The following is a 23504-nucleotide window of genomic DNA, read 5'->3' on the forward strand; positions in this document are numbered from 1 at the left end:
CACCAAATCATTCCTTCTGTACCGGATCACTCCATGTCGCTTTCTCTTGTGTCGCGCGCCGCCCTGACCGCCGCCCTCGGATGGGGCGCCCTGGCCGGCGCGGCGACCGCCCAGTCCGTCACGCCCGCGCAGGAGCCGGAGGCGGTTCTCGATGACGTCATCGTCACCGGCGCGCCCTATGGCATCAGCGCCCGGGCCACGACCATCGCCACCACGGTGATCGACGCGGAGGCCCTGGCCATGGCGCCCGCCGCTTCGCTGGGCGACCTGGTCGCCGGCCTGCCGGGCATGCGGTCGACGGACTTCGCCCCGGGCGCCAGCCGGCCGGTAATCCGCGGCCTGTCGGGTCCGCGGGTGCAGGTGCTGACCAACGGCATCGGTCTGATCGACGCCAGTTCGGTGTCCCCCGACCACCAGGTCGCGACCGACCCGGCCGAGGCCAGCCGTATCGAGATCGTGCGCGGCCCGGCCACCCTGGCCTATGGCGGCACCGCGATCGGCGGCGTGGTCAATGTGCTGGACAACCGGATCCCGACGGAAATGCCCGAGGGCGTCGATGGCCTGGTTTCGGCCCAGACCTCCAGCGTCGACCAGGGCTGGTCGACATCCGCCCGCGCCACCTTCGGCCTGGGGCCCATCGCGATCAGCGTGGACGGAGTGAAGAAGGCGGCCGACGACTACGACATTCCCTCTCCCGCAATTTCGCAGCGGCTGGCGGACGCCGAGGGCGTCGCGCGCGGATCGGGCGGGAGCCAGCCCAACAGCTTCTCGGAACTGGAAAGCTGGGGCGTCGGCGCCTCGTGGATCGGATCGCGCGGCTTCATCGGCGGGTCGTACAAGGACCTGTCCAGCACCTATGGCACGGTGGCCGAGCCGGACGTCTTCATCCAGCTGGAACAGACCCGCGAGGATCTGCGCGGCGAGCTGCGCTTCGACGGCGGGCTGTTCCAGAAGCTGACCGGCTCGTACGGCCACGCCGACTACACCCACACCGAGTTCGAGGGCCCCGGCAATCCCGGCACAGTCTTCCAGTCGGACGGCCAGGAGGCGAGGGCCGATCTGGTGCAGCGGACCCGGGATGGATGGAACGGGGCGTTCGGGGTGCAGGCCCTGTCGCGGACGTTTGCAGCCATCGGCGCCGAGGCCTTCGTGCCGAGCAGCGATATCGAGGAGGCGGGGATCTACACCGTCCAGCGGCTGGATCGCGCCGGCTGGGGGCTGGAGGGCGGCCTGCGCTATGATCGGCGCACGGTGACGGCTGCGCCGCTGTCGGGCGGACCGGAGATCGAGCGCGACTTCGGCAACTGGTCGGGCTCGGCCGCGGCCTTCGTCAAGCCCACGGCCAACCTGTTCCTGGGCCTGAGCCTGGCCCACAACGAGCGCGCCCCGTCCGAGGTCGAACTGTTCTCCGACGGCCTGCACGTGGCGACCGGCGTCTATGAGCGCGGCGACACGACGCTGGACAACGAGACGGTGACGACGCTGGAGGGGACGGTCCACTACGCCGTCGGCCGGTTCCAGGGCGACCTGCACGTCTATGCCTCGAAATACGACGGCTTCATCGACGAGCGCGACACGGGCGCGGTGTTCGTGGACGGCGGCGAGAGCTTCCCGATCTTCCAGTTCGTCCAGACGGGGGCGGACTTCCGCGGCTTCGAGGTGGAGGGCGAATACGATCTGTGGACCAGCGGAGACCGCTCGCTGAGCCTGGAAGGGGCCGCCGACTTTGTCGACGCCCAGACCGACCAGGGCCCGGCGGCGCGCATTCCGCCGTGGAGCGCGACCGCCCGGCTGGTCTGGAACTCGACGCCGTTCGACGCCTCTCTGGAGGTCCGGCATGTCGGCGAACAGGACGAACTGGCGGCTCATGAGCTGGGCACGGACGGCTACACCATGGTCAATCTTTCGGGCTCCTGGCGGCCGTTCGCCGACAAGGCCGTCACCCTGTTCGCCGAGGGTCACAACCTGACCGACACCGAGGCGCGCGAACACGTCAGCTTCCTCAAGGATGTCGCCCCCCTGCCGGGTCGGAACCTCAGGGTCGGCGTCAGCTACCGGTTCTGAGAAGGGCTGTTAACCGCGTCCGACGCGCCGGGGGCGAGGCGGTTTGCGGCTGTCTGGCGACTAGGCTAGAAGCCCCCTTCCCTTATTTCAGAGCCTGATCGCGTTCATGACCGATACAACCGCCGCCTCGCCCCTGTCGGGCAATGTCCTGTTCTACGCACAGCCCGAACCACTGTCGCTCGAGGCCCATGGCGCACTGGGCGTCGACGCCGTCGACAAGCCCTATTCCTTCGTCGCCCAGACCAATCTGGTGCCGGTGATGGTGACCGAATTCGCACCCGCGGCCCTGTCGTATCCGGTGATCTTCGTCGGCGAGAACAAGCAGCCGGTGGCGGTGATGGCGCTGCGCGCCGGCGAGAACCTGTTCGTCAGCGACGACGGCGAGTTCCGCGCCGAGGCCTACATCCCCGCCTACGTCCGCCGCTATCCGTTCGTCTTCGCCAACGACGACGCGCAGAGCCGGATGATCCTGTGCGTCGACCGCGCCGCGCCGTTCATAAAGGAAGGCGGCGCCACGCCGCTGTTCGTCGACGGCCAGCCCTCGCCCTATACCCAGCAGGCGATGGAGTTCTGCAACAATTTCGAGCAGGAGCGCCTGCGCACCGAGTCCTTCCTGACCCTGCTGAAGGAACTGGACCTGCTGGACACGCGCGAAGCCATCTTCACGCCGCGTAATCCGGACGGCACGGCCGCCGCCCCGCAGAAGATCGCCGAATATTTCGCCGTCTCTGAAGAGAAGCTGAAGGCCCTGCCGGCCAAGAAGCTGGCCGAGCTGCGCGACAACGGCGCCCTGGGCCAGATCTACGCCCATCTGGTGTCGCTGCTGGGCTGGGATCGTCTGATCGCCATGGCCTTCCAGAAGGCCGCCGCCTCGCAGCCGGTCGCCGGCAACGCGTGAAGTAGTGATGAGTGGCTAGTGGCTAGTGATTGGCTGGATATCCTGCCTGCCAATGGGTTTGACAGGCCGTCCGCCGCATGCACGCCCACTAGCCACTAGCCACTAGCCACTAGCCACTAGCCACTAGCCACTAGCCACTAGCCTCCAGCCGCCAGCCACTCCCGGCGCATCAGCGCCGGGCCAGCAACGCCCGCGTCAGGCACGAGAACACCAGCCGCCCCGCCTCGTCGAGCAGGTCGTGCTGGGCGATGACGATGCCCTTTTCGTCTCCGACCGGGTCCTTGCCCATCACGGTCATCCGGCCGCGCATCAGCTCTCCGGGCGGGGGATTGCGCATGAAGCGCAGGCCGTCGACGGCCAGCACCTTGGACTGGGCCCAGCCGGCGGCCTTGTCGGCGAAGATGCGGCTCCACAGGGCGTAGACCATGGCGTCGGGCGCGCCGTACGACACGTCCCAGCCCGGCGAGAACCGCTCGACGAAGACATCCAGCGCCGCCGGGTCGACCATGCAGGCGCCCAGTGAGATGACCTCGCCGACCCCCATGTCTTCGAAATGGACGTGCAGGGGTTCAGTCATGTCGGATCCCGTCAGCCGGCCGGTTCTTCGGATACGCGGACCAGCAGCTTGCCGTCATGGTCGCCCGTGAACAAGCGGTTCAACGAACCCAGGGCGCCTTCCAGCCCGTCGTCGACATGGACCTTCCACTTCACCGTGCCGTCAGCCAGCCACGGACCCATTTCGGCGACCATCTCGCGACCGCGGTGGGCGTAGTCGAGGACCAGGAAGCCCTGGATGTTCAGGCGGTGGGTGATGATGCGCGAGAAGTTCGGCGAAGGCGGCATTTTCGTCGCGTTATAGGCCGAGATCAGGCCGCAGACAGCCATGCGGCCGTGGGTCTTCAGCCGGTTGAACACGGCGATCATGATATCGCCGCCGACGTTCTCGAAATTCAGGTCGACGCCGTCGGGGGCCAGCCGGTCCAGCGCCTCGCCCACGTCCTCGTTCTTGTAGTCGATGGCGGCGTCGAACCCGAGTTCTTCGGTCAGCCAGCGACATTTGTCGGGCCCGCCGGCGATGCCGATGACGCGGCAGCCGCGCGCCCTGGCCACCTGGCCGGCGATCGAGCCGACGGCTCCGGCGGCGGCCGAGATGACGAGGGTTTCGCCGGCCTTGGCCTTGAGCACGTCGGTGACGCCGAAATAGGCGGTCATGCCGGTCATGCCCAGGACGCTGAGGTTGGCTGTGAGGGGCATGCCGGGCGCGCGATGCACGGGGCGCAGCTCCATCTCGCCGACGACGGCGTAGTCTGACCAGCCGCCCGACAGAGGGGTGACCACGTCGCCGGCCCGGAACCGGCTGGAGCGGCTTTCCTCGACCACGCCAAGCGTCAGGCCGCGCATCACGCCGCCGATCGGCACCGGCGGCAGATAGCCTTCGGCGTCGTTCATCCAGGTGCGATTGGTGGGGTCCAGCGACAGATAGACGGTGCGGACCAGGACCTGGGATTCCTTCAGCGCGGGCACCGGCGCCTCGACCAGTTCCAGATCGCCGGATTTGATCAGGCCCCTGGGCCGCTGGCGCAGCACCCACTGACGATTGACGCGAGCCATGACGATCTCCGGGTTTTCTTTCTGGACCCGCCCATAGTCAGCAAGCGAGGGCCCCTGTCCAGCGGGGCAAGGAAAAAGGCGGACCGTTTCCGGTCCGCCTGAAGTCGCATCATCGAGAATGAGGCGCGGAGGCGACAGACTGACTTTCGTCAGTCTCAAGTCGGGGGGGCGTCGCCGCCTCCGCATTCTGATAACGGGGCCTCCGCGCTTCGGTTCCGGGCGGGCGAAGGATTTTTTCGCGTCGGCGGCGAGTCCCGGAACGGCCACGCTGGACGGCGCGTTCATCAGGCTGATCCCACGCCTCGACGGAGCCGAGCCATGACCCATGAATCCCCCCACGACAAGGCCGCCGACGCCGTCCATGAGGGCCGCCCCGTCGAGGCCCAGTATGTGCGCGGCGGGCGCGGCGGCGTGCGCATCCTGACCCTTCTGGTCATCTCGCTGGCCGCCGTGGCTATCCTGCTGCTGGGCATGTGGTTCGTCAGCCAGGGCGGCTTCGCCAACACCAACGCCAACAGCGGCCAGCAGGCGGTCGACGTTCAGGCCTTCCAGGGCGACGCGGCCACGCCCCCGACGGCCGATGGGCCCACCGCCGCCGGTGGAGAGCCGATCAGCCCGCCGGCGGCCGGCGAGACGCCCGCCGTCGATGCGCCGGTCGAGCCGGAGGCCACGCCCCACTGAGGCGAGGCGAAAAAAAGCCCCGGTCCTGCGACCGGGGCTTTTTCCTTGTTCGGGGAAGAAGACTTACGCCGCCGCCTTCTGGCGCGACGGATGGAAGAACAGCGCCTGGCTGATCGCCGCCTTCACCGTTTCCGGCTGGAAGGGCTTGGTGATCAGGAAGGTCGGCTCGGGCCGCTCACCGGTCAGCAGCCGCTCGGGGAAGGCGGTGATGAAGATCACCGGCACGTCGATCCGCTTGAGGATGTCCTTCACCGCGTCGATGCCCGACGAGCCGTCGGCAAGCTGGATGTCGGCCAGGACCAGGCCCGGGCGGTGACGGGCGACAGCGTCGACCGCTTCGTCGTGGGTGGTGGCGGTGCCGGTCACGCGGTGACCCAGTTCCTTCACCAGGCTTTCGATATCGGCCGAGATGATGGCCTCGTCCTCGATGATCAGGACGTCGGTGGCCAATTCGGCGTCGATGTCGGACTGGGCCTCGCCGATCAGGCGCTCCACGTCAAAGGCGTCGGCGTCCAGGATCTGGGCGGCCTCGGACGGGGTGAACCCTTCCAGCGCCGTCAGCAGGAAGGCCTGACGCGAGCGCGGCGCGATGCGCATCAGGCGGCGCGAGGCGTCGTCGGTCCGGGTGTCCAGACCGCTCTTGTCTTCCAGCTGGGCCCCGGTGGTGGTCCAGATGGCGTGGAACACGTGATAGAGGGCGACCCGCGGCGTCATGTCGGCGGGCAGTTGCCGCTCGCCGGCGGCGAGCGCCTCGAGAGCGACGCGGACATAGTTGTCCCCGGTGGTCTGATCGCCGGTCAGCGCCCGTGCGTAACGGCGAACATAGGGCAGGTGCGGCGCAAGGCGGGCCAGCAGACTCATTTATCAAAATCCCCGACAGGGAGGTTCCAACCATTTGAACCTCGGCAGTTCCGGTCAACGTATCAAATGCGCCACGGTTCCCGCCTTGACCAGCAAGCTTGAGCATTAATCGTCCGTAACCTAGGAACCGGCCCTGCTGAGTGGCGTTTGGCCAGTCGCAACAAGTATTTTGTCAGGGTGGCGGCCGTTTTTTCAATGACAGACAATTCCAACCCTCCGGGCAAGGGCCCGCCCAAGGGCGGCGCAAGTCTGGAAGAGGCCCGACTTCGTCAGCAGGCGATCGGCGTCAAGCTGCGTCATATGTTCGACGAGATCGTGAACGAGCAGGTTCCGGACGAGTTCCTGGACATCCTGCGTCGCGCCGACGAGCGGTCGTCTGGCGGGAGCGGCAAATGAGCGGTGCGACGAACCCGCCGCCCAAGCCTCCTTCAGCCGATGACGATGCTTTCAAACGGGAGCTGGTCGCGCTGATTCCGCATCTGCGCGCCTTCGCCCGCACGCTGACCGGCGACCCGACCGCCGCCGACGACCTGGCGCAGGACGCCATGATGAAGGCCTGGGACGCCCGGGCCAGTTATCAGATGGGCACCAACATGAAGGCCTGGACCTTCATGATCCTGCGCAACCAGTTCTATTCGGAAAAGCGCCGGTCCTGGCGCCAGTCGCAGCTCGACCAGGAAGCGGCCGAACGCACCCTGGTCGCGGTCGATGATCCGGAATCGCCGGTGGCGCTGGACGAACTGCGTCTGGCCCTGGCCACCCTGCCGGAAGAACAGCGCGAGGCGCTGATCCTGGTCGGCGCGGGCGGCTTCGCCTATGAGGAAGCCGCCGAGATCTGCCAGTGCGCCGTGGGTACGGTGAAGAGCCGCGTTTCCCGCGCCCGCAAGGCCCTGCAGGCCACGCTTGAACGGGGCGGTTACGCCCGTGACGGACGCGCCGCGGGTGACGCAATGCGCTCCATCCTCGCCGCCGCTGATCGCCTGAGCAGCGTCCGGCAGGACTGACCGGGTGGGCCGGGTAGGGCGAGTGCTGGCCAGACGGATGGGCCGCAACCTGGGCCCGCCGCAGTTCCACGGCATCCGCTTCCGTCTGGGCTGGGCGATGGCTGTCGCCCTGCTGCCCATACTGGTGCTGGGCGCCTTTCAGACCCAGTCCGCGTTCCGGGCCCAGGATGTCGAGCGGCGCTCGGACCTGCAACTGGCGGCCGAGCGGACGGCGGCCAACGCCAAATCCCGTCTCGACAGCACCGGCGTGCTGCTCCAGGCCCTGCGCCCGGAGGCGCTTGAGGTGTTCTGCGAGCCGCGCCTGACCGACCTTGTCGAACGGCTCGAGGATCTCGACGGCCTGGCGCGGCTGACCGCCAACGGGACGACGGTCTGCGCCTCGCGCGGCCTCCGCCAGGCCTCGCCGGTTTGGCTGGCCCAGGCGCCCTCCAGTCCGTGGTTCCTGCGGCTCAGGGGCGGGGAGAGCATGGTTCTGGCCCGTGCGCCCACCGTCGCCGGCCGATCGCCCGGCCTGATCGTGGCCATCCGGCTGGAACGTCCGCTGGGGACCTTCGCCGGCGTCATGACGGCCCTGATTCCTCTGTCCAGCCTCGAGCCCGATGTGGATGATCCCGCCCTGCCGGAGGGGTCCCAGGCGGCCCTGACCGATGGCGACGGGCGTCTGCTGACCGCCAGCGACGCCGGCGCCTTCACCCTGTCGGGCGGCGAGAGCCTGACCGGCTGGGTCGGGCGCGCCCGGTCGGGCGCCTCGGCGATCTTCGAGGCGGACGACGCTCATGGCCGCCACCGCGTCTACGCCGGCGCGGCCCTGGCCGGGCGGGACGTGTACGCCCTGCTGTCCGCGCCCGCGCCCGGCCTGTTGTCCTGGGCCCGGCTGAACCCGGTCGGGGCGCTGCTGGTGCCGCTGCTGGCCTGGTTCATCGCCTTCGCGGCGGTGATGCTGGTGAGCGAGCGGATCGTCATCCGCTGGCTGAACTATCTGGAGCGGATCGCCGCCATCTACGCCCGGGGGCGGTTCAACGTGCGTCCGCTGCAGGCCATGAACGCGCCGGCGGAAATCCGGGTCCTGGCCCGGACCCTGGACGAACTGGCCGAGTCCATCGTCACCCGCGACGCCGCCCTGATCGCGTCGCTGGCGGAGAAGGACGCGCTGATGCGCGAGATCCATCACCGGGTGAAGAACAACCTCCAGATCATCTCTTCGCTGCTGTCGATGCAGCAGCGGGCGCTGACCGATCCGGCGTCCAAGGCGGCGGTGGGCGACACGCGTCAGCGCATCTCGGCCCTGGCCCTGATCTATCGCACCCTCTACCAGAGCGATGACCTGCGTTACGCCGACGCACGCATCTTCCTGACCGAACTGGTGGGCCAGCTGGTGGCCAGCGAGTCCGGGCGGGGGATCGTGGTGACTTCATCGGTCGAGGCGGATTCCCTGGTCGTCGATCCCGACAAGCTGGCGCCGCTCGCCCTGTGGCTGGTCGAGGCCGTGACCAACGCCCAGAAACACGCCTTCGCGGGCCGGGGCGGCGCCCTGCAGGTCCGCTTCAACGTCCGCGGCGACAAGAGCGTGCTGGAGGTGCAGGACGACGGGCCGGGGGTCAGCGAGACCTTCCGCGCCGGTGTCGGACGCACCCTGATGGGAGCCTTCGCCAAACAGCTGAGGGGCGAGGTGGAGATGGTTTCCGCGCCCGGCGGCGGGACGATCGCGCGCCTGACCTTCGCCACGCCGGAAGCCGTCGTGCCGACGGATCCATCGGATCTGGGAACCGGAGCCGGGGCGCAACGTTGATTGGGCAAGACGCCGCCTCCCCGGCCACTGGAGTTCACGCCATGCGCAAGATTTTTGTTCTGTTCGCCGCCGCCGCCGCCCTGACGACCGCGGCCTGCAACACCGTTTCGGGCGTTGGTCGCGACGCCTCGGCCGCCGGCAGCGCCGTGACCACGGCCGCGGAAGACGCCAAGAACTAGATTTCGAGTTCCCGACCGCGCTTCCCCCCCCGACACGCGGATCGGTTGAAGAAGGCCCGTCAGCATCCCCCGCTGGCGGGCTTTCGCTTGTCTGGACCCCCGCCCCGGCCGTTCCGGCCCTTGCGCGCCCGGTCCGGGCGGTTAGCATCGTGGCGCAGGCGTCCGCAGAGACGCCGGACCGACACGCGGGGAGCGATCGATGACGGATGCGGCGGAGACCCGGGCAGGACCCGGCCTGAAGACCGTGGTGACCGCCTCCGCGGCGGGCACCGCGTTCGAATGGTACGATTTCTTCGTCTTCGGCTCGCTGGCCACCGTCATCGCGCGGCATTTCTTCGCCGACGCCGGCGAGACCGTCGCCTACATCATGGCCCTGCTGACCTTCGGCCTCGGCTTCGTGGTCCGGCCGCTGGGCGCACTGGTGTTCGGCTGGTTCGGCGACCGCACGGGGCGCAAGACCACCTTCCTGGTGACCATCACCCTGATGGGTGTGGCGACCGTGGCGATCGGCCTGTTGCCCGACTATGGCCAGATCGGCCTGGCGGCGCCGATCCTGTTGCTGATCATGCGGATGCTGCAGGGGTTCGCCCTGGGCGGGGAGTATGGCGGGGCCGCCATCTATGTCGCCGAGCATTCGCCGCCGAGGCAGCGCGGCCTGATGACCGGATGGATCCAGACCACGGCGGCCTTCGGCCTGATCGGGGCCCTGTCGGTCATCCTGATCACCCGCCGGATCGTCGGCGTCGAGGCGTTCGACGAATGGGGCTGGCGCATACCCTTCCTGCTGTCGGCCCTGCTGCTGGCGGTGTCGCTATGGATCCGGCTGAAGCTCAACGAGAGCCCCGCCTATCAGCGCATGGAGGCCGAGGGCGGCGAGCGGCGCGCCCCCTACAAGGAGGCCTTCTTCCAGTGGGGCAACGGCCGCTTCGTGCTGATCGCCCTGTTCGGCATCATGATCGCCCAGGGGGCCGTCTGGTACTGCGGCTATTTCTACACGCGGTTCTTCATGGAGCGGGTGCTGAAGGTCGACACCAACACCGTCGACCAGCTGGTGCTGGCCGTGACGGTGGCCTCGGCGGGGCTGTACGTCTTCTTCGGCTGGCTGTCGGACCGGGTGGGGCGCAAGCCGGTGATGCTGTTCGGCATGCTCCTGGCCCTCGTCGCCTTCTTCCCCGGCTTCCACGCCCTGACCAGGGCGGCCAATCCGGCCCTGGCCGAGGCCCAGGCCTCGGCGCCGGTGACGGTGATCGCCGATCCCGCCACCTGCGCCCTGCAGTTCGATCCCATCGGCAAGGCGGCCTTCGCCAGCTCCTGCGACATCGCCAAGAACGTGCTGTCGAACGCGGGCGTATCCTACGGCAACGCCGAAGCGATCGCCGGCTCGGTCGCGACGGTCCGCATCGGCGCCGCAGAAGTGGCCTCGGTCGAGGGCGCGGGCATGAGCCCGGCGGACCTGAAGACGGCGCGAACCGGGGTCGAGTCGCGGATCAAGGCCGCGCTGGCCGAGGCCGGCTATCCGGCCGGGGCCGATCCGGCGCGGGTCAACATGCCGCTGGTGTTCGCCATCCTGATGATCTTCATGGTCGCGGCCACCGCCCTGTACGGACCCCAGGCGGCGGCCCTGGTCGAGCTGTTCCCGACGCGGGTGCGCTACACGGCCATGAGCCTGCCCTACAACATCGGCACAGGCTGGGTGGGCGGACTGTTGCCCGCGGCCAGCTTCGCCCTGGTGGCCTGGTCGGGGAACATCTATTTCGGCCTGTGGTACTCGGTCGGCTTCACCATCGTGGCGGTGATCGTCAGCCTGCTCTGGCTGCCCGAAACCAGGGGGCGCGACCTGGACCGCATCGGGACCTGACCGTCAGGCGAAAGCCCACGCCCCGTCGGAATCGTCAGGCGCGGGCCGCCGTCGACCGCCGGGCCGGGGCGCCCGGATCGCCCGGACAGCGTCGCGCCGCCGCGCCGTCAGCCGCGTCATGACCTCCGCCGCGCGCGCGACGATCGCCGCCCGCATCGGGCGAAGCCGCGTTCCGGCCGCCAGCAGGCTGATCGCCATGACGGCTTCCAGATAGACCAGCACGTCGCCGGCCAGCAGCAGGGCCATCTCGAGCGGCAGCAACTGGATCAGCATCAGCGCGCCGACGACGATCAGGACGGACCGCACGGCTGAACCGGAGAAGGCCCGGAGGAGCTTGTCCATGACCTGGCCGCGCGTCGGCGCATGGAGAGCGCAGGCCGCGGCGATGACGCAGAGCAGGGCCGGGATGAATGGCAGGCCGTGCGCCGCCAGACCGGACAGGGTCATCAGGGCCAATCCCGCCGCCGCCAGCAGCCACAGGGCCGTCGTCTTCCAGCTGTCCATTGGTCCCCCCAGGCGTCGCTTTCGTTACGCAGATGGCGGCGGGCCGGGACGGGGGCAAGGGGTCAGGCCTCGGCGGCGGCCTTCCAGGCGTCGGCGACGGCGTCGACGGAATGGCGCAGGCGGGCGCGGTGCGTGTCGAAGAACATCTCGCCGCGCAGGCCCGAGAAGATGAAGCCGTTGGCGGCGATGCAGGCGTTCGGCTCGTCCAGGGGCTGGATCTCGAAATAGCGCACCGACCGCGACCACAGGCCCCGGTTCTCGGTCCAGACCAGCTGGGAATAGGGCTGCCAGTCGCCGACGCGGGCCGCGACCCGGCGTTCGGGCAGGCCCTTGATCGTCTCCGTCAGGCTGATGCCGGCCCCGAAGGCGATGGCGCCCTCCAGCCCCGTCTCGATCGGGTTCCAGCGGCTCCAGCCGGGCAGGTCGGCGATCAGGCCCCAGATATGCTCGGGCGTGGCGCGCACGCCGATGCGGCGTTCGATACGGGCGGTTTCCATGGCTCCGATCTGCCACGGCTATGGGACGGAGAAAAGGCCGGGCTCAGCGGTTCCCCTCGGGACCGGGCTGGGAGGCGGGCGGAGTATCGGGCGAAGGGGTCTCGTCGCGATCCGGCAGGTCGGGCGGTCCGGCGCGCAGCCGGGCGCTGACGAAGCACAGGGCCGTGGCGGCGGCCAGCATGACGGCGTTGGCGATGAAGGGCCCGGGCTCGGCCAGTTCGTACAACGCTACCCCGATCACTGGCGGGCCGAGGAAGCTCAGCCCGGCCAGCGACATCATCAGTCCCGCGACCGCCCCCTGCTCGTGCGGCCCCACCGACAGGGAGGAGCCGGCGGTGAAGCCGGGCCGGGCGAAGCCGACGCCCATGGACACAACCGCATAGCCGACCACCACGCCGTAATAGCCGGGCGAGGCGATGCTCATCAGGTTTCCGACCAGGGCCAGGCCCGCGCCCCAGCGCATCAGGTCGCGCGGCTGCAGCTTCAGCAGCGGGATCAGCCCCCACTGCGCCATGAGGGTGGCGGCCGCGCCGGCCAGCATGGCGATGCCGATGAAGGGCTGGGCTTCGCGCGTCGCGATCCCGGTCGCCCCCAGCTCGTCGATGATGTGGAAGCCGAGCACGGAAATGTTCACCGCCTGGGCCCCGGTGACCAGCAGGCCGTACAGCAGATAGTCCCGCACCCGCGGGTCCTTCCACAGCCCCTTGCCGGTCTCGCCGCGATGGCCGCCGGGCGAGGGCAGGCGCACCACCTCGCCGCTGGGCAGTTTGCGCCAGACGATGAACAGCACCACCGCGCCGAACAGGGCGAAGGCGTACATGGGTCCCGCCAGCCCGATCAGCGGCAGGACGAAGAACGGCGCCAGCGCCGGCCCGACCACCGTGCCCAGCCCCTGGGCCGAGGCCAGCAGCGACATGGCCTGGGTCCGCTGTTCCGGCGAGGTCCGGTCCGCCACATAGGCCTGGGACGCGATCGGCGCGGCCGAACCGAACACGCCATAGACCGAGCGCGCCACCGCCATCAGGGTGAAGGCCAGGCCCGCGCCCAGCCATCCCTCCAGCCCGGATGTCGCGGCCAGGCCGAAGCCGCTCATGGATACGACGAAGCCCGACAAGCCGATCAGTATGACGCGCTTGCGCCCCAGGGTGTCCGACAACCGCGCCCAGAACGGCGAGGCGAAGGTCCACATCAGGGCCGAGATGGCGAAGGCGCCCGCGACCAGGGTGTCGGACAGTCGGAACTCCCGCCCGATCGCCGGCAGCACCGACTGCAGCGCCATGTTTCCCGCCGCCGCGATCAGGCTGACGGAGAACAGGATGGCGAAGGCGGGCGAGCGGAGGTTCACGGACCGAACCTAGGCTGGTCGTCGCCCGGCGTCATCCTCGCGTTCGCGGTTCGCCGATGTTGTCCGATTCCCGCCAGACCGCGGTCGCGGACGGGCGCAGGGTCGGCCTCGACAAAAGGAGTTTCCGCATGGCCTCGAACCGTATTGAACGCCTCATCGACGCCCCGGCCGGACAGGTCTGGGACGCCATCCGCGACCTCGGCGCCTTGCACACGCGTCTCGTGCCCGGCTTCGTGGTCGACACCGTTCCGGAGCCGGGCGCGCGGGTCGTCACCTTCGGCAACGGCATGGTCGTGCGCGAGGTGGTGGTCGATGTCGACGACGCCCGCCGCCGGTTCGCCTACAGCGTTCGGGCCGAGGGGTTCGAACACCACAATGCGTCGAACGAGATCCTCGACGAAGGCGAGAACCGGTGCCGGTTCATCTGGATCGCGGACCTTCTGCCCGACGCCCTGGCCGCCACGGTCGGCGAGATGATGGGCCAGGGCGCGGACGTCCTGAAGGCGACCATGGAGAAGGCGGCGGGGTCTCTTCTCAACAAGGATTGAGCCTCCCCCCATCCGCTCATCCCCGCGAAAGCGGGGACCCAGCGCTTTGGGCTACCGGCGAAACCGGCTTCGCGCTGACATCAGTCCCACGCACCAGGCCTTACGAAAGGACCGGGTCCCCGCTTTCGCGGGGATGAGCGGTTGAAGCTGTGCGTCACCCTTCGCCGACCACCCTGAAGCTCGGCTTCAGCCGGCGGTCGTCGTCCAACCCCAGCCGCGCCTTGACCTCGAACAGGTCCGCGCCGGCCGGCACGATCAGCAGGGCCTTGGGGTTGGCCGCGTTGACGGCGACGACCGCATTCTTCGGACAGATGTCGAAACAGTTGGTCTCCTTGACCACCAGCTCGGCCTTCCTGCCCTTTCCGGCCTTCAGATATTTGCGCAGGGCCTTCTTCAGCGTCCTGTCGCCGTCTGGGCCGAAGCCCTTTCCATTCAGACGCTTCGAGCATTTGCGGCAGACCAGCACCATGTCGCGCCACTGGGTCTTCGCGGTCTTGATGGCCATGCGCGCCAGTTTGCCTGGCGCGCGCCCTTGCGCAAGAGCGGCGGCTTTGCGCACCCTGCGGCCTTCCAGCCATCGGGGACGCCATGACCATCCGCCGCCTGCTTGCCGCCTCCAGCCTGGCGCTGGTCCTGTCCGCCGGCCTGGCGCATGCCCAGACCGGCCCGATCGCCCTGGAGCGGGTCGAGGCGGCGGTGACGGCCGAGACGCCCCGGGTCGTCGCCTGGCGCCGCGATCTCCACGCCAACCCCGAGCTCGGATTCGCCGAAACCCGCACCGCCGCCATGGTCGCCGCGCATCTGCGCGCGCTGGGGATGGAGGTCCGCACGGGCGTCGGCAAGACCGGCGTCGTGGGCGTGCTGCGCGGCGGGCGGCCGGGCCGGACGGTGGCCCTGCGCGCCGACATGGACGCCCTGCCGGTGCTGGAGGCGACCGGCCTGCCCTTCGCCTCGACCGCGACCGGGACCTATCAGGGCGATACGGTGCCCGTGGCCCACGCCTGCGGCCACGACGCCCATGTCGCCATGCTGATGGGCGCCGCCGAGGTGCTGGCCGGCCTGAAGGCCGACATCGCCGGGACCGTGGTCTTCATCTTCCAGCCGGCGGAGGAGGGGGCCCCTCCGGGCGAACCCAAGGGCGGCGCCGCCCTGATGATCGACGAAGGGGCGCTGGAGAATCCCACGCCCGACGCCATCTTCGGCCTGCATGTCGTACCGGGCCGGCCGGGCACGGTCTTCTACCGGCCGCAGGGATTCATGGCGGCCTCGGACCGGATCGACATCGTCCTGCACGGCCGCCAGACCCACGGCGCCTGGCCGTGGAAGGGCGTCGACGTCATCGCCGTCTCGGCCCAGATCATCCAGACGATCAACACCCTGACGGCGCGAACCATCGACCCGACGACGACGCCGACGGTCTTCACCATCGCCACGGTGGACGCGGGCGTCCGCTACAACATCATCCCGGAAGAGGCGACGCTGTCGGGCACGCTGCGCACCTTCGACATCGCCCAGCGCGATGATCTGGTGCGGCGGGCGGGCGTGGCCATCGACAATGTCGCCGAAACCTTCGGCGCCACGGCCGAGTTCTCGGTCCGCCAGAACGCGGCGCTCACCTACAACAACGAGGAACTGTCAGCCTGGCTGGCCCCGGTCCTGACCGAGGCGGCGGGGGCGGCCAACGTCAACGCCGGCAGCCCGCCGACGACGGTCGCCGAGGACTTCAGCTATCTGTCCCAGGTCGTGCCAGGCGTCTTCTATCACCTGGGCGGTTCGAAGGACGGGGCCGATCCGGCGGCCTCGCCGCCCAACCATTCGCCGGGCTTCGACGTCAATGAATCGATCCTGCCGCTGGGGGTGAAGACCCATGTGCTGAGCGCGCTGCGGTTCCTGGAACGCCCGGCGCCCTGAGCCGAGGCAACCACGTTTCTCAACACCCCGGCAAGAACGCGGGCGCATCCTTGCCTGTCCTTCAGGGAGGGTGTGGTGCGGGAATTGCCAGTCCAGATGCCGCCGATGCGGCTTGAGCGGCGCGGCGGGACGCTGCGGGAGATTTTCTGGTTCCTCGTCGCCTTCGGGGCGATGTTCGGGGCCGCCATGCTGGGGCTGGACCTGCTGATCTAGGCGCGCTGGAAAAACGTTCCGATCACGCCGCGATAGACTTCGGTCAGGGCCTCGATCTCGGCCACCGGCGCCCGCTCGTCGATCTGGTGCATGGTCTGGCCGACCAGACCCAGTTCCAGCACCGGGCACATGGCGCGGATGAAGCGGGCGTCCGAGGTGCCGCCGGTGGTCGAGGCCTCGGGCCGTCGGCCGGTCGCGGCCTGGACGGCGTCCCGCACCCCCTCGATGAACGGGCCCGGCCCGGTCAGGAAGGCGTCGCCCGAGCACAGATGCTCCAGCTCGATCCGCAGGCCCGACGCCGCCTGGGCCTCGCCCGCCATGGCGTTCAGCCAGGCGATCAGATCGTCGCCGGTGTGGCTGGGATTGAACCGGATGTTCAGCCGCGCCCTCGCCTCGGCCGGAATGACATTGGTCGCCGGATTGCCGATGTCGATGGTGGTGATCTCGAGATTCGACGGGGGAAATTCCGGATAGCCGTGATCCAGCCTGTGGTCGTCCAGCCGGGCCAGCAGCTTCGCCAGCACCGGCGCGGGATTGGAGGCGCGATCCGGATAGGCGACGTGCCCCTGCTTGCCGTGGACGGTGATCCATGTGTTCAGCGAGCCGCGCCGCCCGACCTTGATCATGTCGCCCAGAACCTGCGACGATGACGGCTCTCCGACCACGCAGGCGTCGATGACCTCGCCCTCGGCCATCAGGGTTTCGACCACCCGTCTGGTGCCGTGCAGGGCCGGGCCTTCCTCGTCGCCGGTGATCAGGAAGGACAGGCTGCCGGGGACCTCGCCCTCGGCCAGAACGTGAGAGACCGCGGCCACCCAGGCCGCGATGCCGCCCTTCATGTCGACCGCGCCGCGACCATAGAGGACGCCGTCCTTGACCTCGGCCTCGAACGGGCCGGACGACCAGGCCTCGGTCGAACCGGTCGGCACCACATCGGTGTGGCCGGCGAAGCAGAGATTGGGGCTGGCCGTCCCCCGCCGCGCGTACAGGTTCTCAATCGTGTCGAACCTCATTCGCCGGCAGTGAAAGCCGAGGTCCGTCAGCACCTGCTCCAGCACGTCCATCGCGCCCGCGTCGGCGGGGGTGACCGAGGGTCTGCGGATCAGGTCGCGGGTCAGGGCGACAGGATCGATAACGGGAGTTGATGCGACGCTCATAAGGCTATGCTTTACGGGGTTCGAACGATTGCGAGAAGGCTTCTCCCCATGCCGAAGATCGACATCGACGCCGCGCCCACGGGACACGGAACGGGCTATCCCGAGGAGTTCGCCGGCCCGTGCAAGCCGCGCCGCCGCTGGCGGCTGGGCGACGCGGTCGGACTGGACCAGTTCGGCGTCAACCTGCTGCGGCTCCCGGCCGGCGCCTGGTCGAGCCAGCGTCACTGGCATGAGGGCGAGGACGAGTTCGTCTGGGTCGTGTCGGGCGAGGTGGTGCTGGTCGAGGGCATGCCGGGCGAGGCGGGGGACGAAACGGTGCTGCGCGCCGGCGACTGCGCAGGCTTCAAGGCGGGCGTGCCCAACGGCCACAAGATCGAGAACCGGTCCGACGCCGAAGCCGTTCTGCTCGAAGTCGGCACGCGCACGCCCGACGGCGACGCGGGCGACTATCCCGATATCGACATGGTCTTCCGGGAGGGCGGCTATTTCCACCGCGACGGAACCCCGTATCCGAAAGTTGACCGGCGCACGTGACGCAAACCATCGAGACCACCGAACCGGTCCAGCCGCCACCGCCGCCCGAGGGGCCCGCCAGTCCCTGGTCCATCCGCGACTTCCGCCTGCTGTGGGTCGGGCGGGTCGCGGCGGTGCTGGGCATCCAGATCCAGTCCTCGGCCCTGCTGTGGCAGGTCTATGAGATCGCGCGGCGCGACCATCCTATCGCCGAGGCCAGCCTGTATCTGGGCCTCGTCGGCCTGTGCCAGTTCCTTCCCCTGCTGGCCCTGACCCTGCCCGCCGGGGCCATGGCCGACCGGCGCGACCGCAAGAACACCGTCACCCTTTCCGTGATCGTCGAGGCCGGCTGCGCCGTCGGCTTCCTGCTCATGGCGCTGCACGGAAACCCGCCGCTCTGGGGGCTGCTGGCGGTGGCCGCCGTCTTCGGCGCCGCCCGCGCCTTCCTCGCCCCGGCCAGCCAGGCCTTCCTGCCCATGGTGGTCGGCCGCCGCGCCCTGCCGCCCGCCATCGCCGCCCAGTCGATCGCCTTCCAGACCGGAGCCATCGCGGGCCCGGCCCTGGGCGGACTGATCGTCGGCCTGTCCGTGCCCCTGGCCTATGCCTCGGCCCTCGCCATGTTCGCGGTCGGTATCGGCAGCCTGCTGCTGATCCGCACCAGCGGCAAGCCGGCCCCGTCCCCCACACGCATCCCGGTGGTGGAACAGGTCAGGGAAGGTCTGGCCTATGTCTGGAATACGAAGATCGTGCTCGGCGCCATCTCGCTGGACCTGATCGTGGTGCTGCTGGCCGGCGTCGCCCTGCTGACCCCCATCTTCGCCCGCGACATCCTGCACGTCGGCCCCGAAGGCTTCGGCCTGCTCCGCGCCTCGTTCGGCGCCGGGGCGTTGCTGGTGGCGCTGTATCTCAGCCGCTTCCCGATCGTGAAGCACGCCGGAAAATGGATGTTCGCATCGGTCGCCGTCTTCGGCGTCTGCACCCTGACCTTCGGCCTGTCGACCAGCGTCTGGCTCTCGGGCACCGTGCTGTTCCTCGGCGGGGCGGCCGACATGATCAGCGTCAACATCCGCCAGACCCTGATCCAGCTGTCCACGCCCGACCATATGCGCGGCCGGGTCAGCTCGGTCTCCATGCTGTTCATCGGCGCCTCGAATGAATTGGGCGAGGCCTATTCGGGCGTGGCGGTGCGCTTCCTTGGGCCCATCGGGGCGGCGGTGTTCGGCGGCATTGGAGCGCTGACCGCGACGGGGTTATGGGCGAAACTGTTCCCCGATCTCCGGAAGGCGGATCGGCTGGAGTGACGAGTGTGTTCTCCCTCCCCCTCCGGGGGAGGGTGGTCGCGAAGCGACCGGGTGGGGAGGGCTCGGCGACGAGAGCGCCGGCGCTTGTCTCGCCGAAGCGTCCCCACCCCGCCGCCGCTGCGCGGCGCCGACCCTCCCCCGGAGGGGGAGGGAGAGCCAAGGGTTACCTCACCCCCACGGCCGGAAATGCTTCGACAGCTTCAGCCCCTGCCGCTGGTAGTGGCTGCCGCCCTCGCCATACAGCCGCGTCGGGCGTTCGGTCAGCGGCTCATAGACCAGCCGGGCGACGATCTGGCCGTGCTCCAGCAGAAAGGGCGTGTCGTGCGTCCGCACCTCCAGCACGCCCTTGGAGCCCGCCCCGTGCGCCTCGTCGGTGCCGAAGCCGGGATCGAAGAAGCCCGCATAGTGGACCCGGAATTCCCCCACCGACGGATCGATCGGCGTCATCTCGGCGGCCTGGTCGACCGGGATCTCGACGTCGTCGCTCGAGGCCAGGATGTAGAATTCGCCCGGGTCCAGCAGCAGTTCGCCACGACGCAGGGTCAGCGGCTCCCAGAAGTCGCGCGGATCGTGGCCGTCGATGTTGTCGAGGTCGATCACCCCGGCATGGCGCCGCCCGCGGAAGCCGACCACCGCCCCGTCGCCGCCCTGAAGCTCGACGCCGACGCTGCGGGTCTCCAGCTTCGGCGGCTCGCCGGCCTTGAGCCGCAGCTGGTTCAGCCGCGTCCCCGGCCGCACCAGGATGGGGAAGGTCTGGGGCGAGATCTCCAGATACAGCGCCCCCTCATAGCCCTCGGCCACGTCGTCGAAACTGGCCCCCCGGTCGGTCAGCAGGCGCACGAACACATCGACCCGACCGGTCGAGCTCTTGGGGTTGGCCCGCGCGATCAGACCTTTCGGCAGGCTCAGCCGCTCCTGCAGCCGGGCGATATAGACGCAGCCGCGCTCCAGCACGACGCCGCCCGACAGGTCGATGCGGTGCATGGAGACGTCGGCGATGCGGTCCTCGACCGTCCGCTTTCCGGGCAGGAACGACGCGCGCACGCGCCACGCCTCGTCCGACAGCCGCAGGTCCAGACTGGCCGGCTGCACCTGATCGGCGTCGAAGGGGGTGTCCGAAGCGATCGCGCCGCCGGCGATCAGGGCCTCGATGGACTGGCACGGCAGGATGCCGGCTACGGAGAGGTCGAAGGTCTGCATCCGTCCGGCTTACACGATTTTTCGCCGCGTCTCCCCTGTCCAGCGACGCACGGCGGCGCTTGACGCGGGGACGGGTTGCACGACCATTGCCGAATGCATGACGCCCGCGCCTATGAAGCCGAAACCGAGGGGATCGTGGTCCGCGTGCGGCCCAGCTATCTGGCCGGCCAGTCCGATCCCGAGGGTGGGCGCTGGGTCTGGGCCTATCAGGTGGAGATCGTGAACCTGAGCGGCGTCCCGGTTCAGCTGATGGCGCGCCGCTGGGAGATCACCGACGCCCTGGGCCATGTCGAGGAGGTGCGCGGCGCCGGCGTGGTCGGCGAACAGCCCACCATCCAGCCGGGCGACAGCTATTCCTACGCCTCGGGCTGCCCGCTGGGCACGGCCTCGGGCTCGATGGCCGGCGGCTACTATATGACCGACCCGTCCGGGCGCTCGTTCGAGGTCGCCATTCCGGCCTTCAGCCTGGACGTGCCGGGCGATCGCAGGGTGCTGAACTGAGTGGCGAGTGGCTAGTGATTGGCGAAGCGGGCGCCGCCGCAGGATTCCCACTAGCCACTAGCCACTAGCCCGAGCGCTCGCGGATGCTCCAGGCAGGGAAGGGGGCTGCGTCAACCCGGAAAAGCGCAGCCCCGCCCCAGCGATCAGGGCCGCATGCGGGTGCGGCCCTGAGGCGGAGGGCGGCTCTCTAGGAGCCTATGATGACAGCCGTGTGGCTGAATGGGGTCAGATGTAGCGCCGCAGCGAGCGCGCCAGGTCCGTCGCGCCGCGCTTGACCTGCGGCTGATAGGCGACGCGGGCGTGCTCGACGCAATAGACGCCTTCCGAAGAGCGGCGGCCGCAGAAGCTGAACTCGTTCGACGACGGATCGCCGATCGGCCATTTGCACATGTGGGCGCCGAGGGTCATCACCGTGGCCGTGCCGGGCAGGTCGGGCATCGGGGCCGGGACCGACTGGGCCGTGGTCACGGCGCGCGGCTGAACCGCCTCGATGCGGCGCGGAGCCGACGGAGCCTGGGTCGGTTGCGTCGGGCGCGGACGCGACGGGCGGAAGGTGGCGCGCGCCGGCTGCGACGGAGCGGCCCGGCCCGACAGGCCGAGGCGGTGCACCTTGCCGATGACGGCGTTGCGGGTGACGCCGCCGCCCAGCTGTTTGGCGATCTGGCTGGCCGACTGGCCTTCCAGCCAGAGCTTCTTCAGCGCGCCGACGCGGTCTTCTGTCCAGCCTGCGGTCATAGCCAACCCTCCGGGTCTCGGATTCAATATATGGGGTCCAGACGTCCCTCCCGGGGCCTCGACCTACCACTAATCGTAAACGAGCCCTTACCGGACGCAAGATGTGCGAATCAGTCCGTCCACAGGAACCAGATGTAGGGATGGTTAACGAGGGCGGCTTCGTCGAGTGGCTAGTGGCCGTGACGTGGCTCCAGTACCCACTAGCCACTAGCCACTAATCACTCTCGCCCTTGCATCCGCCCCCGCCACCCCGCATCTCCCCGCCCATGACCGACCTGACCTCGACCCGCCCCGCCGGCCTGCGGCAGCCCCGCAGCTACGACGGCGTCAACTGGATCGGCGTCCGGACGCTGTACCTGCGCGAGGTGCGGCGGTTCTGGAAGGTCGGGGCCCAGACGGTTGCGGGGCCGGTGGTCACCACCCTGCTGTACATGCTGGTCTTCGTGGTGGCCCTGCGCGGCACGCGCCCGCCGCTGCACGGCACGCCCTTCGCCGAGTTCGTGGCTCCCGGCCTGATCATGATGGCCATGCTGAACAACGCCTTCGCCAACGCCTCCTCCAGCCTGATCCAGGCCAAGGTGATGAACACGGCGACCGACTTCCTGACCCCCCCGCTCAGCCCGCTTGAGCTGACCATCGGCTTTTCGCTGGGGGCCGCGACGCGCGGTCTTGTGGTCGGGATCGTGACGGCGATCTGCGTCATGCCCTTCGCCCGGCTGGAGGTCGCCAATCTCGGACTGATCCTGTGGTTCGGTCTGCTGGCCTGTCTGATCATGGGCATGCTGGGCGTCTTCGCCGGCCTCTGGGCCCAGAAATTCGACCAGCTGGCCGCGGTGCAGAATTTCGTCATCATGCCGATGACCTTCCTCAGCGGCACCTTCTACCTGGTGGAGAATCTGCCCGAGCCGTTCGCGACCATCAGCCACTTCAACCCGTTCTTCTATCTGATCGACGGCTTCCGGGCCGGCTTCATCGGGGTCGGCAACGCCGAGGGGAATCTGCTGATCGGCGCTATCATGAGCGGCCTTCTGACCGTGATCATGGCCTGGGCCTGCTGGGCGGTGTTCAAATCGGGCTGGCGGCTGAAGAGCTGACACAGAAGTAAGGTGCGCGGTCGGCCCGACCGCGCTAGCCATGGCGCCTCGTCTCAAGGGGGTTCCATGCTGTTCCGTTCGATCGCCGCCGCCGCGGCCCTCCTCGCCGTCTGCACGCCCGTCGCGGCCCAGGACCTCGACCTGCGCGCCCAGGTCGCCGCCTACATCCAGCCGACCAACCAGGCCCGCGCCGATGTCGTCGTCGCCCAGCTGCGCGCCGCCGGCTTCGAGCCGACCGTCGAGACCTTCATCGGCGGCAACCGCCAGACCGGCGAGATGGAAGGCCGCAACGTCGTCGTCACCCTCGGCGAGGGCGAACCCGAACTCCTGCTGACCGCTCATTATGACGCGGTGAAACTGCGCGACGGGACGATGTCGCACGGTGTCGTCGACAACGCAGCCTCCGTGGTGGGGGTCATCGAGGCGGCGAAGATCCTGCGCGGCAAGGCGCTGAACCATCGCATCCGCGTCATCCTGTTCGACCAGGAGGAGCTGGGCCTGATCGGCGCGACGAAGTGGATCGAGGCCCACGGCCTGGCCAATGTCGCCGCCGTCGTGAACTCCGACGTCGCCGGCTATGGCGACACCCTGATGTACGGCCTGAACAACGGCTCCCAGTCGGCCGGGGTAGTCCGGGCCGTGCGCGAGGTCTGCGCCGAACGGGCCATGTCCTGCGTCGGCTTCCCGGTCTATCCGCCCTCGGACGATCGCGTCTTCTCCGGGGCCGGTCTCGGCGGCGGGACGGCTCCTGCCGCTGTGGTCCCGACCGTTTCGCTGGGATTCCAGGATCACGTCGGCGCCCACCAGATGTGGCTGGCCTTCAACGGCGGCGAGACCCATGGCCTTGCCGGGGGCTTCGTGCCGCAGGTGTTCCGCCTGATCCACTCCAGCGAGGACACCATCGAGCACGTCGATCCGGCCACGGTCCGGCTCGCCGGCGACACCTATGCGGCGGTGGTGGAACAGCTGGACCGTCAGCTGTCGCGGTAATTTCCCGCCCGGTCCCGTTGGGAGAGGGCTTGAGCCCACAAGCACACCCG

26 protein-coding genes are annotated in these 23504 nt (G+C 69.1%); 16 read left to right on the forward strand and 10 right to left on the reverse strand.

Annotated elements, in window-relative coordinates; genetic code table 11:
* The first annotated feature begins 33 nt into the window (after positions 1-33).
* Both PSV23_RS09990 and PSV23_RS09995 read left to right on the forward strand, forming a co-directional pair.
* The gene (locus PSV23_RS09990) at positions 34-2064 is read left to right on the forward strand and encodes a TonB-dependent receptor (protein WP_300468437.1); all 2031 of its coding nucleotides are present in this window, start codon (positions 34-36) and stop codon (positions 2062-2064) included.
* 106 nt (positions 2065-2170) lie between these two features.
* Complete coding sequence (locus PSV23_RS09995) at positions 2171-2962, forward strand: SapC family protein (RefSeq protein ID WP_300468439.1); 792 nt, start codon at positions 2171-2173, stop codon at positions 2960-2962.
* 169 nt (positions 2963-3131) lie between these two features.
* Here PSV23_RS09995 and PSV23_RS10000 read toward each other — a convergent pair whose 3' ends face one another.
* Positions 3132-3539 (reverse strand): acyl dehydratase, encoded by a 408-nt coding sequence (locus PSV23_RS10000; protein ID WP_300468441.1) that lies wholly within the window; start codon positions 3537-3539, stop codon positions 3132-3134.
* Between the two features lie 11 nt (positions 3540-3550).
* A complete protein-coding gene (locus tag PSV23_RS10005) occupies positions 3551-4573 on the reverse strand; it encodes an NADP-dependent oxidoreductase (protein WP_300468443.1) in 1023 nt (340 codons plus the stop codon).
* A gap of 318 nt (positions 4574-4891) precedes the next feature.
* Between PSV23_RS10005 and PSV23_RS10010 the strand changes: the two genes are divergently transcribed.
* On the forward strand, positions 4892-5254 hold the full coding sequence (locus tag PSV23_RS10010) for a hypothetical protein (protein WP_300468445.1): 363 nt from the start codon (positions 4892-4894) through the stop codon (positions 5252-5254).
* Positions 5255-5317: 63 nt separating this feature from the next.
* Here the strand turns inward: PSV23_RS10010 and PSV23_RS10015 are convergent, their stop codons facing one another.
* The gene (locus PSV23_RS10015) at positions 5318-6115 is read right to left on the reverse strand and encodes a response regulator (RefSeq protein ID WP_300468446.1); all 798 of its coding nucleotides are present in this window, start codon (positions 6113-6115) and stop codon (positions 5318-5320) included.
* Between the two features lie 195 nt (positions 6116-6310).
* Here PSV23_RS10015 and PSV23_RS10020 point away from each other — a divergent pair, with 195 nt between their 5' ends.
* The 5 genes from PSV23_RS10020 to PSV23_RS10040 all read left to right on the forward strand — a co-directional run bounded on the left by PSV23_RS10020 (position 6311) and on the right by PSV23_RS10040 (position 10945).
* Positions 6311-6511 (forward strand): NepR family anti-sigma factor, encoded by a 201-nt coding sequence (locus PSV23_RS10020; protein WP_300468538.1) that lies wholly within the window; start codon positions 6311-6313, stop codon positions 6509-6511.
* Positions 6508-7119 (forward strand): sigma-70 family RNA polymerase sigma factor, encoded by a 612-nt coding sequence (locus PSV23_RS10025; protein ID WP_056615750.1) that lies wholly within the window; start codon positions 6508-6510, stop codon positions 7117-7119. Before PSV23_RS10020 ends, PSV23_RS10025 begins: the two co-directional genes overlap by 4 nt.
* Before the next feature lie 37 nt (positions 7120-7156).
* The gene (locus PSV23_RS10030; RefSeq protein WP_300468450.1) at positions 7157-8908 is read left to right on the forward strand and encodes a sensor histidine kinase; all 1752 of its coding nucleotides are present in this window, start codon (positions 7157-7159) and stop codon (positions 8906-8908) included.
* Between the two features lie 41 nt (positions 8909-8949).
* Positions 8950-9087 carry an entericidin EcnA/B family protein gene (locus PSV23_RS10035; protein WP_300468452.1) on the forward strand — a complete coding sequence of 46 codons (138 nt, stop codon included), beginning with the start codon at positions 8950-8952 and terminating at the stop codon, positions 9085-9087.
* 199 nt (positions 9088-9286) lie between these two features.
* Positions 9287-10945 (forward strand): MFS transporter, encoded by a 1659-nt coding sequence (locus PSV23_RS10040; RefSeq protein WP_300468454.1) that lies wholly within the window; start codon positions 9287-9289, stop codon positions 10943-10945.
* 3 nt (positions 10946-10948) lie between these two features.
* On the opposite strand, the gene PSV23_RS10045 is transcribed toward PSV23_RS10040, so the two are convergent.
* The 3 genes from PSV23_RS10045 to PSV23_RS10055 all read right to left on the reverse strand — a co-directional run bounded on the left by PSV23_RS10045 (position 10949) and on the right by PSV23_RS10055 (position 13291).
* The gene (locus PSV23_RS10045; protein WP_300468456.1) at positions 10949-11449 is read right to left on the reverse strand and encodes a hypothetical protein; all 501 of its coding nucleotides are present in this window, start codon (positions 11447-11449) and stop codon (positions 10949-10951) included.
* A gap of 62 nt (positions 11450-11511) precedes the next feature.
* Positions 11512-11946 carry an SRPBCC domain-containing protein gene (locus tag PSV23_RS10050; RefSeq protein ID WP_300468458.1) on the reverse strand — a complete coding sequence of 145 codons (435 nt, stop codon included), beginning with the start codon at positions 11944-11946 and terminating at the stop codon, positions 11512-11514.
* Positions 11947-11989: 43 nt separating this feature from the next.
* Positions 11990-13291, reverse strand: coding sequence for an MFS transporter (locus PSV23_RS10055; RefSeq protein ID WP_300468460.1), 1302 nt, complete (start codon positions 13289-13291; stop codon positions 11990-11992).
* Between the two features lie 128 nt (positions 13292-13419).
* Here PSV23_RS10055 and PSV23_RS10060 point away from each other — a divergent pair, with 128 nt between their 5' ends.
* Entirely contained in the window at positions 13420-13839 is a 420-nt protein-coding gene (locus PSV23_RS10060; RefSeq protein WP_300468462.1) for an SRPBCC family protein, read from the forward strand.
* Between the two features lie 154 nt (positions 13840-13993).
* Here PSV23_RS10060 and PSV23_RS10065 read toward each other — a convergent pair whose 3' ends face one another.
* Positions 13994-14344, reverse strand: a complete 351-nt coding sequence (locus PSV23_RS10065; protein ID WP_300468464.1) for a hypothetical protein — start codon at positions 14342-14344, stop codon at positions 13994-13996.
* Positions 14345-14427: 83 nt separating this feature from the next.
* On the opposite strand from PSV23_RS10065, the gene PSV23_RS10070 reads away from it, so the two are divergent.
* Together PSV23_RS10070 and PSV23_RS10075 are read left to right on the forward strand one after the other, a co-directional pair.
* The gene (locus tag PSV23_RS10070; protein ID WP_300468466.1) at positions 14428-15750 is read left to right on the forward strand and encodes an amidohydrolase; all 1323 of its coding nucleotides are present in this window, start codon (positions 14428-14430) and stop codon (positions 15748-15750) included.
* 75 nt (positions 15751-15825) lie between these two features.
* Positions 15826-15963: a hypothetical protein gene (locus tag PSV23_RS10075; RefSeq protein ID WP_300468468.1), complete on the forward strand. Its 138-nt coding sequence runs from the start codon at positions 15826-15828 to the stop codon at positions 15961-15963.
* Here PSV23_RS10075 and dapE read toward each other — a convergent pair.
* Positions 15960-17120: a succinyl-diaminopimelate desuccinylase gene (gene dapE / locus PSV23_RS10080; protein WP_300468470.1), complete on the reverse strand. Its 1161-nt coding sequence runs from the start codon at positions 17118-17120 to the stop codon at positions 15960-15962. The genes PSV23_RS10075 and dapE overlap by 4 nt on opposite strands.
* A gap of 48 nt (positions 17121-17168) precedes the next feature.
* Here dapE and PSV23_RS10085 point away from each other — a divergent pair, with 48 nt between their 5' ends.
* The gene (locus tag PSV23_RS10085; protein WP_300468472.1) at positions 17169-17654 is read left to right on the forward strand and encodes a cupin domain-containing protein; all 486 of its coding nucleotides are present in this window, start codon (positions 17169-17171) and stop codon (positions 17652-17654) included.
* On the forward strand, positions 17651-18934 hold the full coding sequence (locus PSV23_RS10090; RefSeq protein ID WP_300468474.1) for an MFS transporter: 1284 nt from the start codon (positions 17651-17653) through the stop codon (positions 18932-18934). The genes PSV23_RS10085 and PSV23_RS10090 overlap by 4 nt, the downstream gene beginning before the upstream one ends.
* A 168-nt stretch (positions 18935-19102) precedes the next feature.
* Here the strand turns inward: PSV23_RS10090 and PSV23_RS10095 are convergent, their stop codons facing one another.
* Positions 19103-20134, reverse strand: a complete 1032-nt coding sequence (locus tag PSV23_RS10095) for a 2'-deoxycytidine 5'-triphosphate deaminase (RefSeq protein WP_300468476.1) — start codon at positions 20132-20134, stop codon at positions 19103-19105.
* Between the two features lie 93 nt (positions 20135-20227).
* On the opposite strand from PSV23_RS10095, the gene apaG reads away from it, so the two are divergent.
* Entirely contained in the window at positions 20228-20635 is a 408-nt protein-coding gene (gene apaG / locus PSV23_RS10100; protein WP_300468478.1) for a Co2+/Mg2+ efflux protein ApaG, read from the forward strand.
* 225 nt (positions 20636-20860) lie between these two features.
* Here the strand turns inward: apaG and PSV23_RS10105 are convergent, their stop codons facing one another.
* The gene (locus PSV23_RS10105) at positions 20861-21370 is read right to left on the reverse strand and encodes a GcrA family cell cycle regulator (protein WP_300468480.1); all 510 of its coding nucleotides are present in this window, start codon (positions 21368-21370) and stop codon (positions 20861-20863) included.
* Positions 21371-21636: 266 nt separating this feature from the next.
* Between PSV23_RS10105 and PSV23_RS10110 the strand changes: the two genes are divergently transcribed.
* Both PSV23_RS10110 and PSV23_RS10115 read left to right on the forward strand, forming a co-directional pair.
* Complete coding sequence (locus PSV23_RS10110; protein ID WP_300468482.1) at positions 21637-22464, forward strand: ABC transporter permease; 828 nt, start codon at positions 21637-21639, stop codon at positions 22462-22464.
* A gap of 66 nt (positions 22465-22530) precedes the next feature.
* Positions 22531-23454, forward strand: a complete 924-nt coding sequence (locus PSV23_RS10115) for a M28 family metallopeptidase (protein WP_300468484.1) — start codon at positions 22531-22533, stop codon at positions 23452-23454.
* The last annotated feature ends 50 nt before the right edge of the window (positions 23455-23504 follow it).

The sequence above is a fragment of the Brevundimonas sp. genome (genome assembly GCF_029946145.1).
Classification (GTDB): domain Bacteria; phylum Pseudomonadota; class Alphaproteobacteria; order Caulobacterales; family Caulobacteraceae; genus Brevundimonas.

Excerpts from the sequence above, each read along its gene's own strand:
- PSV23_RS09995 (WP_300468439.1), top strand. The coding sequence starts at position 2,171 with ATGACCGATACAACCGCCGCCTCGCCCCTGTCGGGCAATGTCCTGTTC.
- PSV23_RS10015 (WP_300468446.1), bottom strand. The coding sequence starts at position 6,115 with ATGAGTCTGCTGGCCCGCCTTGCGCCGCACCTGCCCTATGTTCGCCGT.
- PSV23_RS10040 (WP_300468454.1), top strand. The coding sequence starts at position 9,287 with ATGACGGATGCGGCGGAGACCCGGGCAGGACCCGGCCTGAAGACCGTG.
- PSV23_RS10050 (WP_300468458.1), bottom strand. The coding sequence starts at position 11,946 with ATGGAAACCGCCCGTATCGAACGCCGCATCGGCGTGCGCGCCACGCCC.
- PSV23_RS10115 (WP_300468484.1), top strand. The coding sequence starts at position 22,531 with ATGCTGTTCCGTTCGATCGCCGCCGCCGCGGCCCTCCTCGCCGTCTGC.
- PSV23_RS10030 (WP_300468450.1), top strand. The coding sequence starts at position 7,157 with ATGGGCCGCAACCTGGGCCCGCCGCAGTTCCACGGCATCCGCTTCCGT.
- PSV23_RS10005 (WP_300468443.1), bottom strand. The coding sequence starts at position 4,573 with ATGGCTCGCGTCAATCGTCAGTGGGTGCTGCGCCAGCGGCCCAGGGGC.
- PSV23_RS10025 (WP_056615750.1), top strand. The coding sequence starts at position 6,508 with ATGAGCGGTGCGACGAACCCGCCGCCCAAGCCTCCTTCAGCCGATGAC.
- PSV23_RS10110 (WP_300468482.1), top strand. The coding sequence starts at position 21,637 with ATGACCGACCTGACCTCGACCCGCCCCGCCGGCCTGCGGCAGCCCCGC.
- dapE (WP_300468470.1), bottom strand. The coding sequence starts at position 17,120 with ATGAGCGTCGCATCAACTCCCGTTATCGATCCTGTCGCCCTGACCCGC.
- apaG (WP_300468478.1), top strand. The coding sequence starts at position 20,228 with ATGCATGACGCCCGCGCCTATGAAGCCGAAACCGAGGGGATCGTGGTC.
- PSV23_RS09990 (WP_300468437.1), top strand. The coding sequence starts at position 34 with ATGTCGCTTTCTCTTGTGTCGCGCGCCGCCCTGACCGCCGCCCTCGGA.
- PSV23_RS10065 (WP_300468464.1), bottom strand. The coding sequence starts at position 14,344 with ATGGCCATCAAGACCGCGAAGACCCAGTGGCGCGACATGGTGCTGGTC.
- PSV23_RS10010 (WP_300468445.1), top strand. The coding sequence starts at position 4,892 with ATGACCCATGAATCCCCCCACGACAAGGCCGCCGACGCCGTCCATGAG.
- PSV23_RS10070 (WP_300468466.1), top strand. The coding sequence starts at position 14,428 with ATGACCATCCGCCGCCTGCTTGCCGCCTCCAGCCTGGCGCTGGTCCTG.
- PSV23_RS10105 (WP_300468480.1), bottom strand. The coding sequence starts at position 21,370 with ATGACCGCAGGCTGGACAGAAGACCGCGTCGGCGCGCTGAAGAAGCTC.
- PSV23_RS10000 (WP_300468441.1), bottom strand. The coding sequence starts at position 3,539 with ATGACTGAACCCCTGCACGTCCATTTCGAAGACATGGGGGTCGGCGAG.
- PSV23_RS10035 (WP_300468452.1), top strand. The coding sequence starts at position 8,950 with ATGCGCAAGATTTTTGTTCTGTTCGCCGCCGCCGCCGCCCTGACGACC.
- PSV23_RS10085 (WP_300468472.1), top strand. The coding sequence starts at position 17,169 with ATGCCGAAGATCGACATCGACGCCGCGCCCACGGGACACGGAACGGGC.
- PSV23_RS10060 (WP_300468462.1), top strand. The coding sequence starts at position 13,420 with ATGGCCTCGAACCGTATTGAACGCCTCATCGACGCCCCGGCCGGACAG.
- PSV23_RS10020 (WP_300468538.1), top strand. The coding sequence starts at position 6,311 with ATGACAGACAATTCCAACCCTCCGGGCAAGGGCCCGCCCAAGGGCGGC.
- PSV23_RS10095 (WP_300468476.1), bottom strand. The coding sequence starts at position 20,134 with ATGCAGACCTTCGACCTCTCCGTAGCCGGCATCCTGCCGTGCCAGTCC.
- PSV23_RS10045 (WP_300468456.1), bottom strand. The coding sequence starts at position 11,449 with ATGGACAGCTGGAAGACGACGGCCCTGTGGCTGCTGGCGGCGGCGGGA.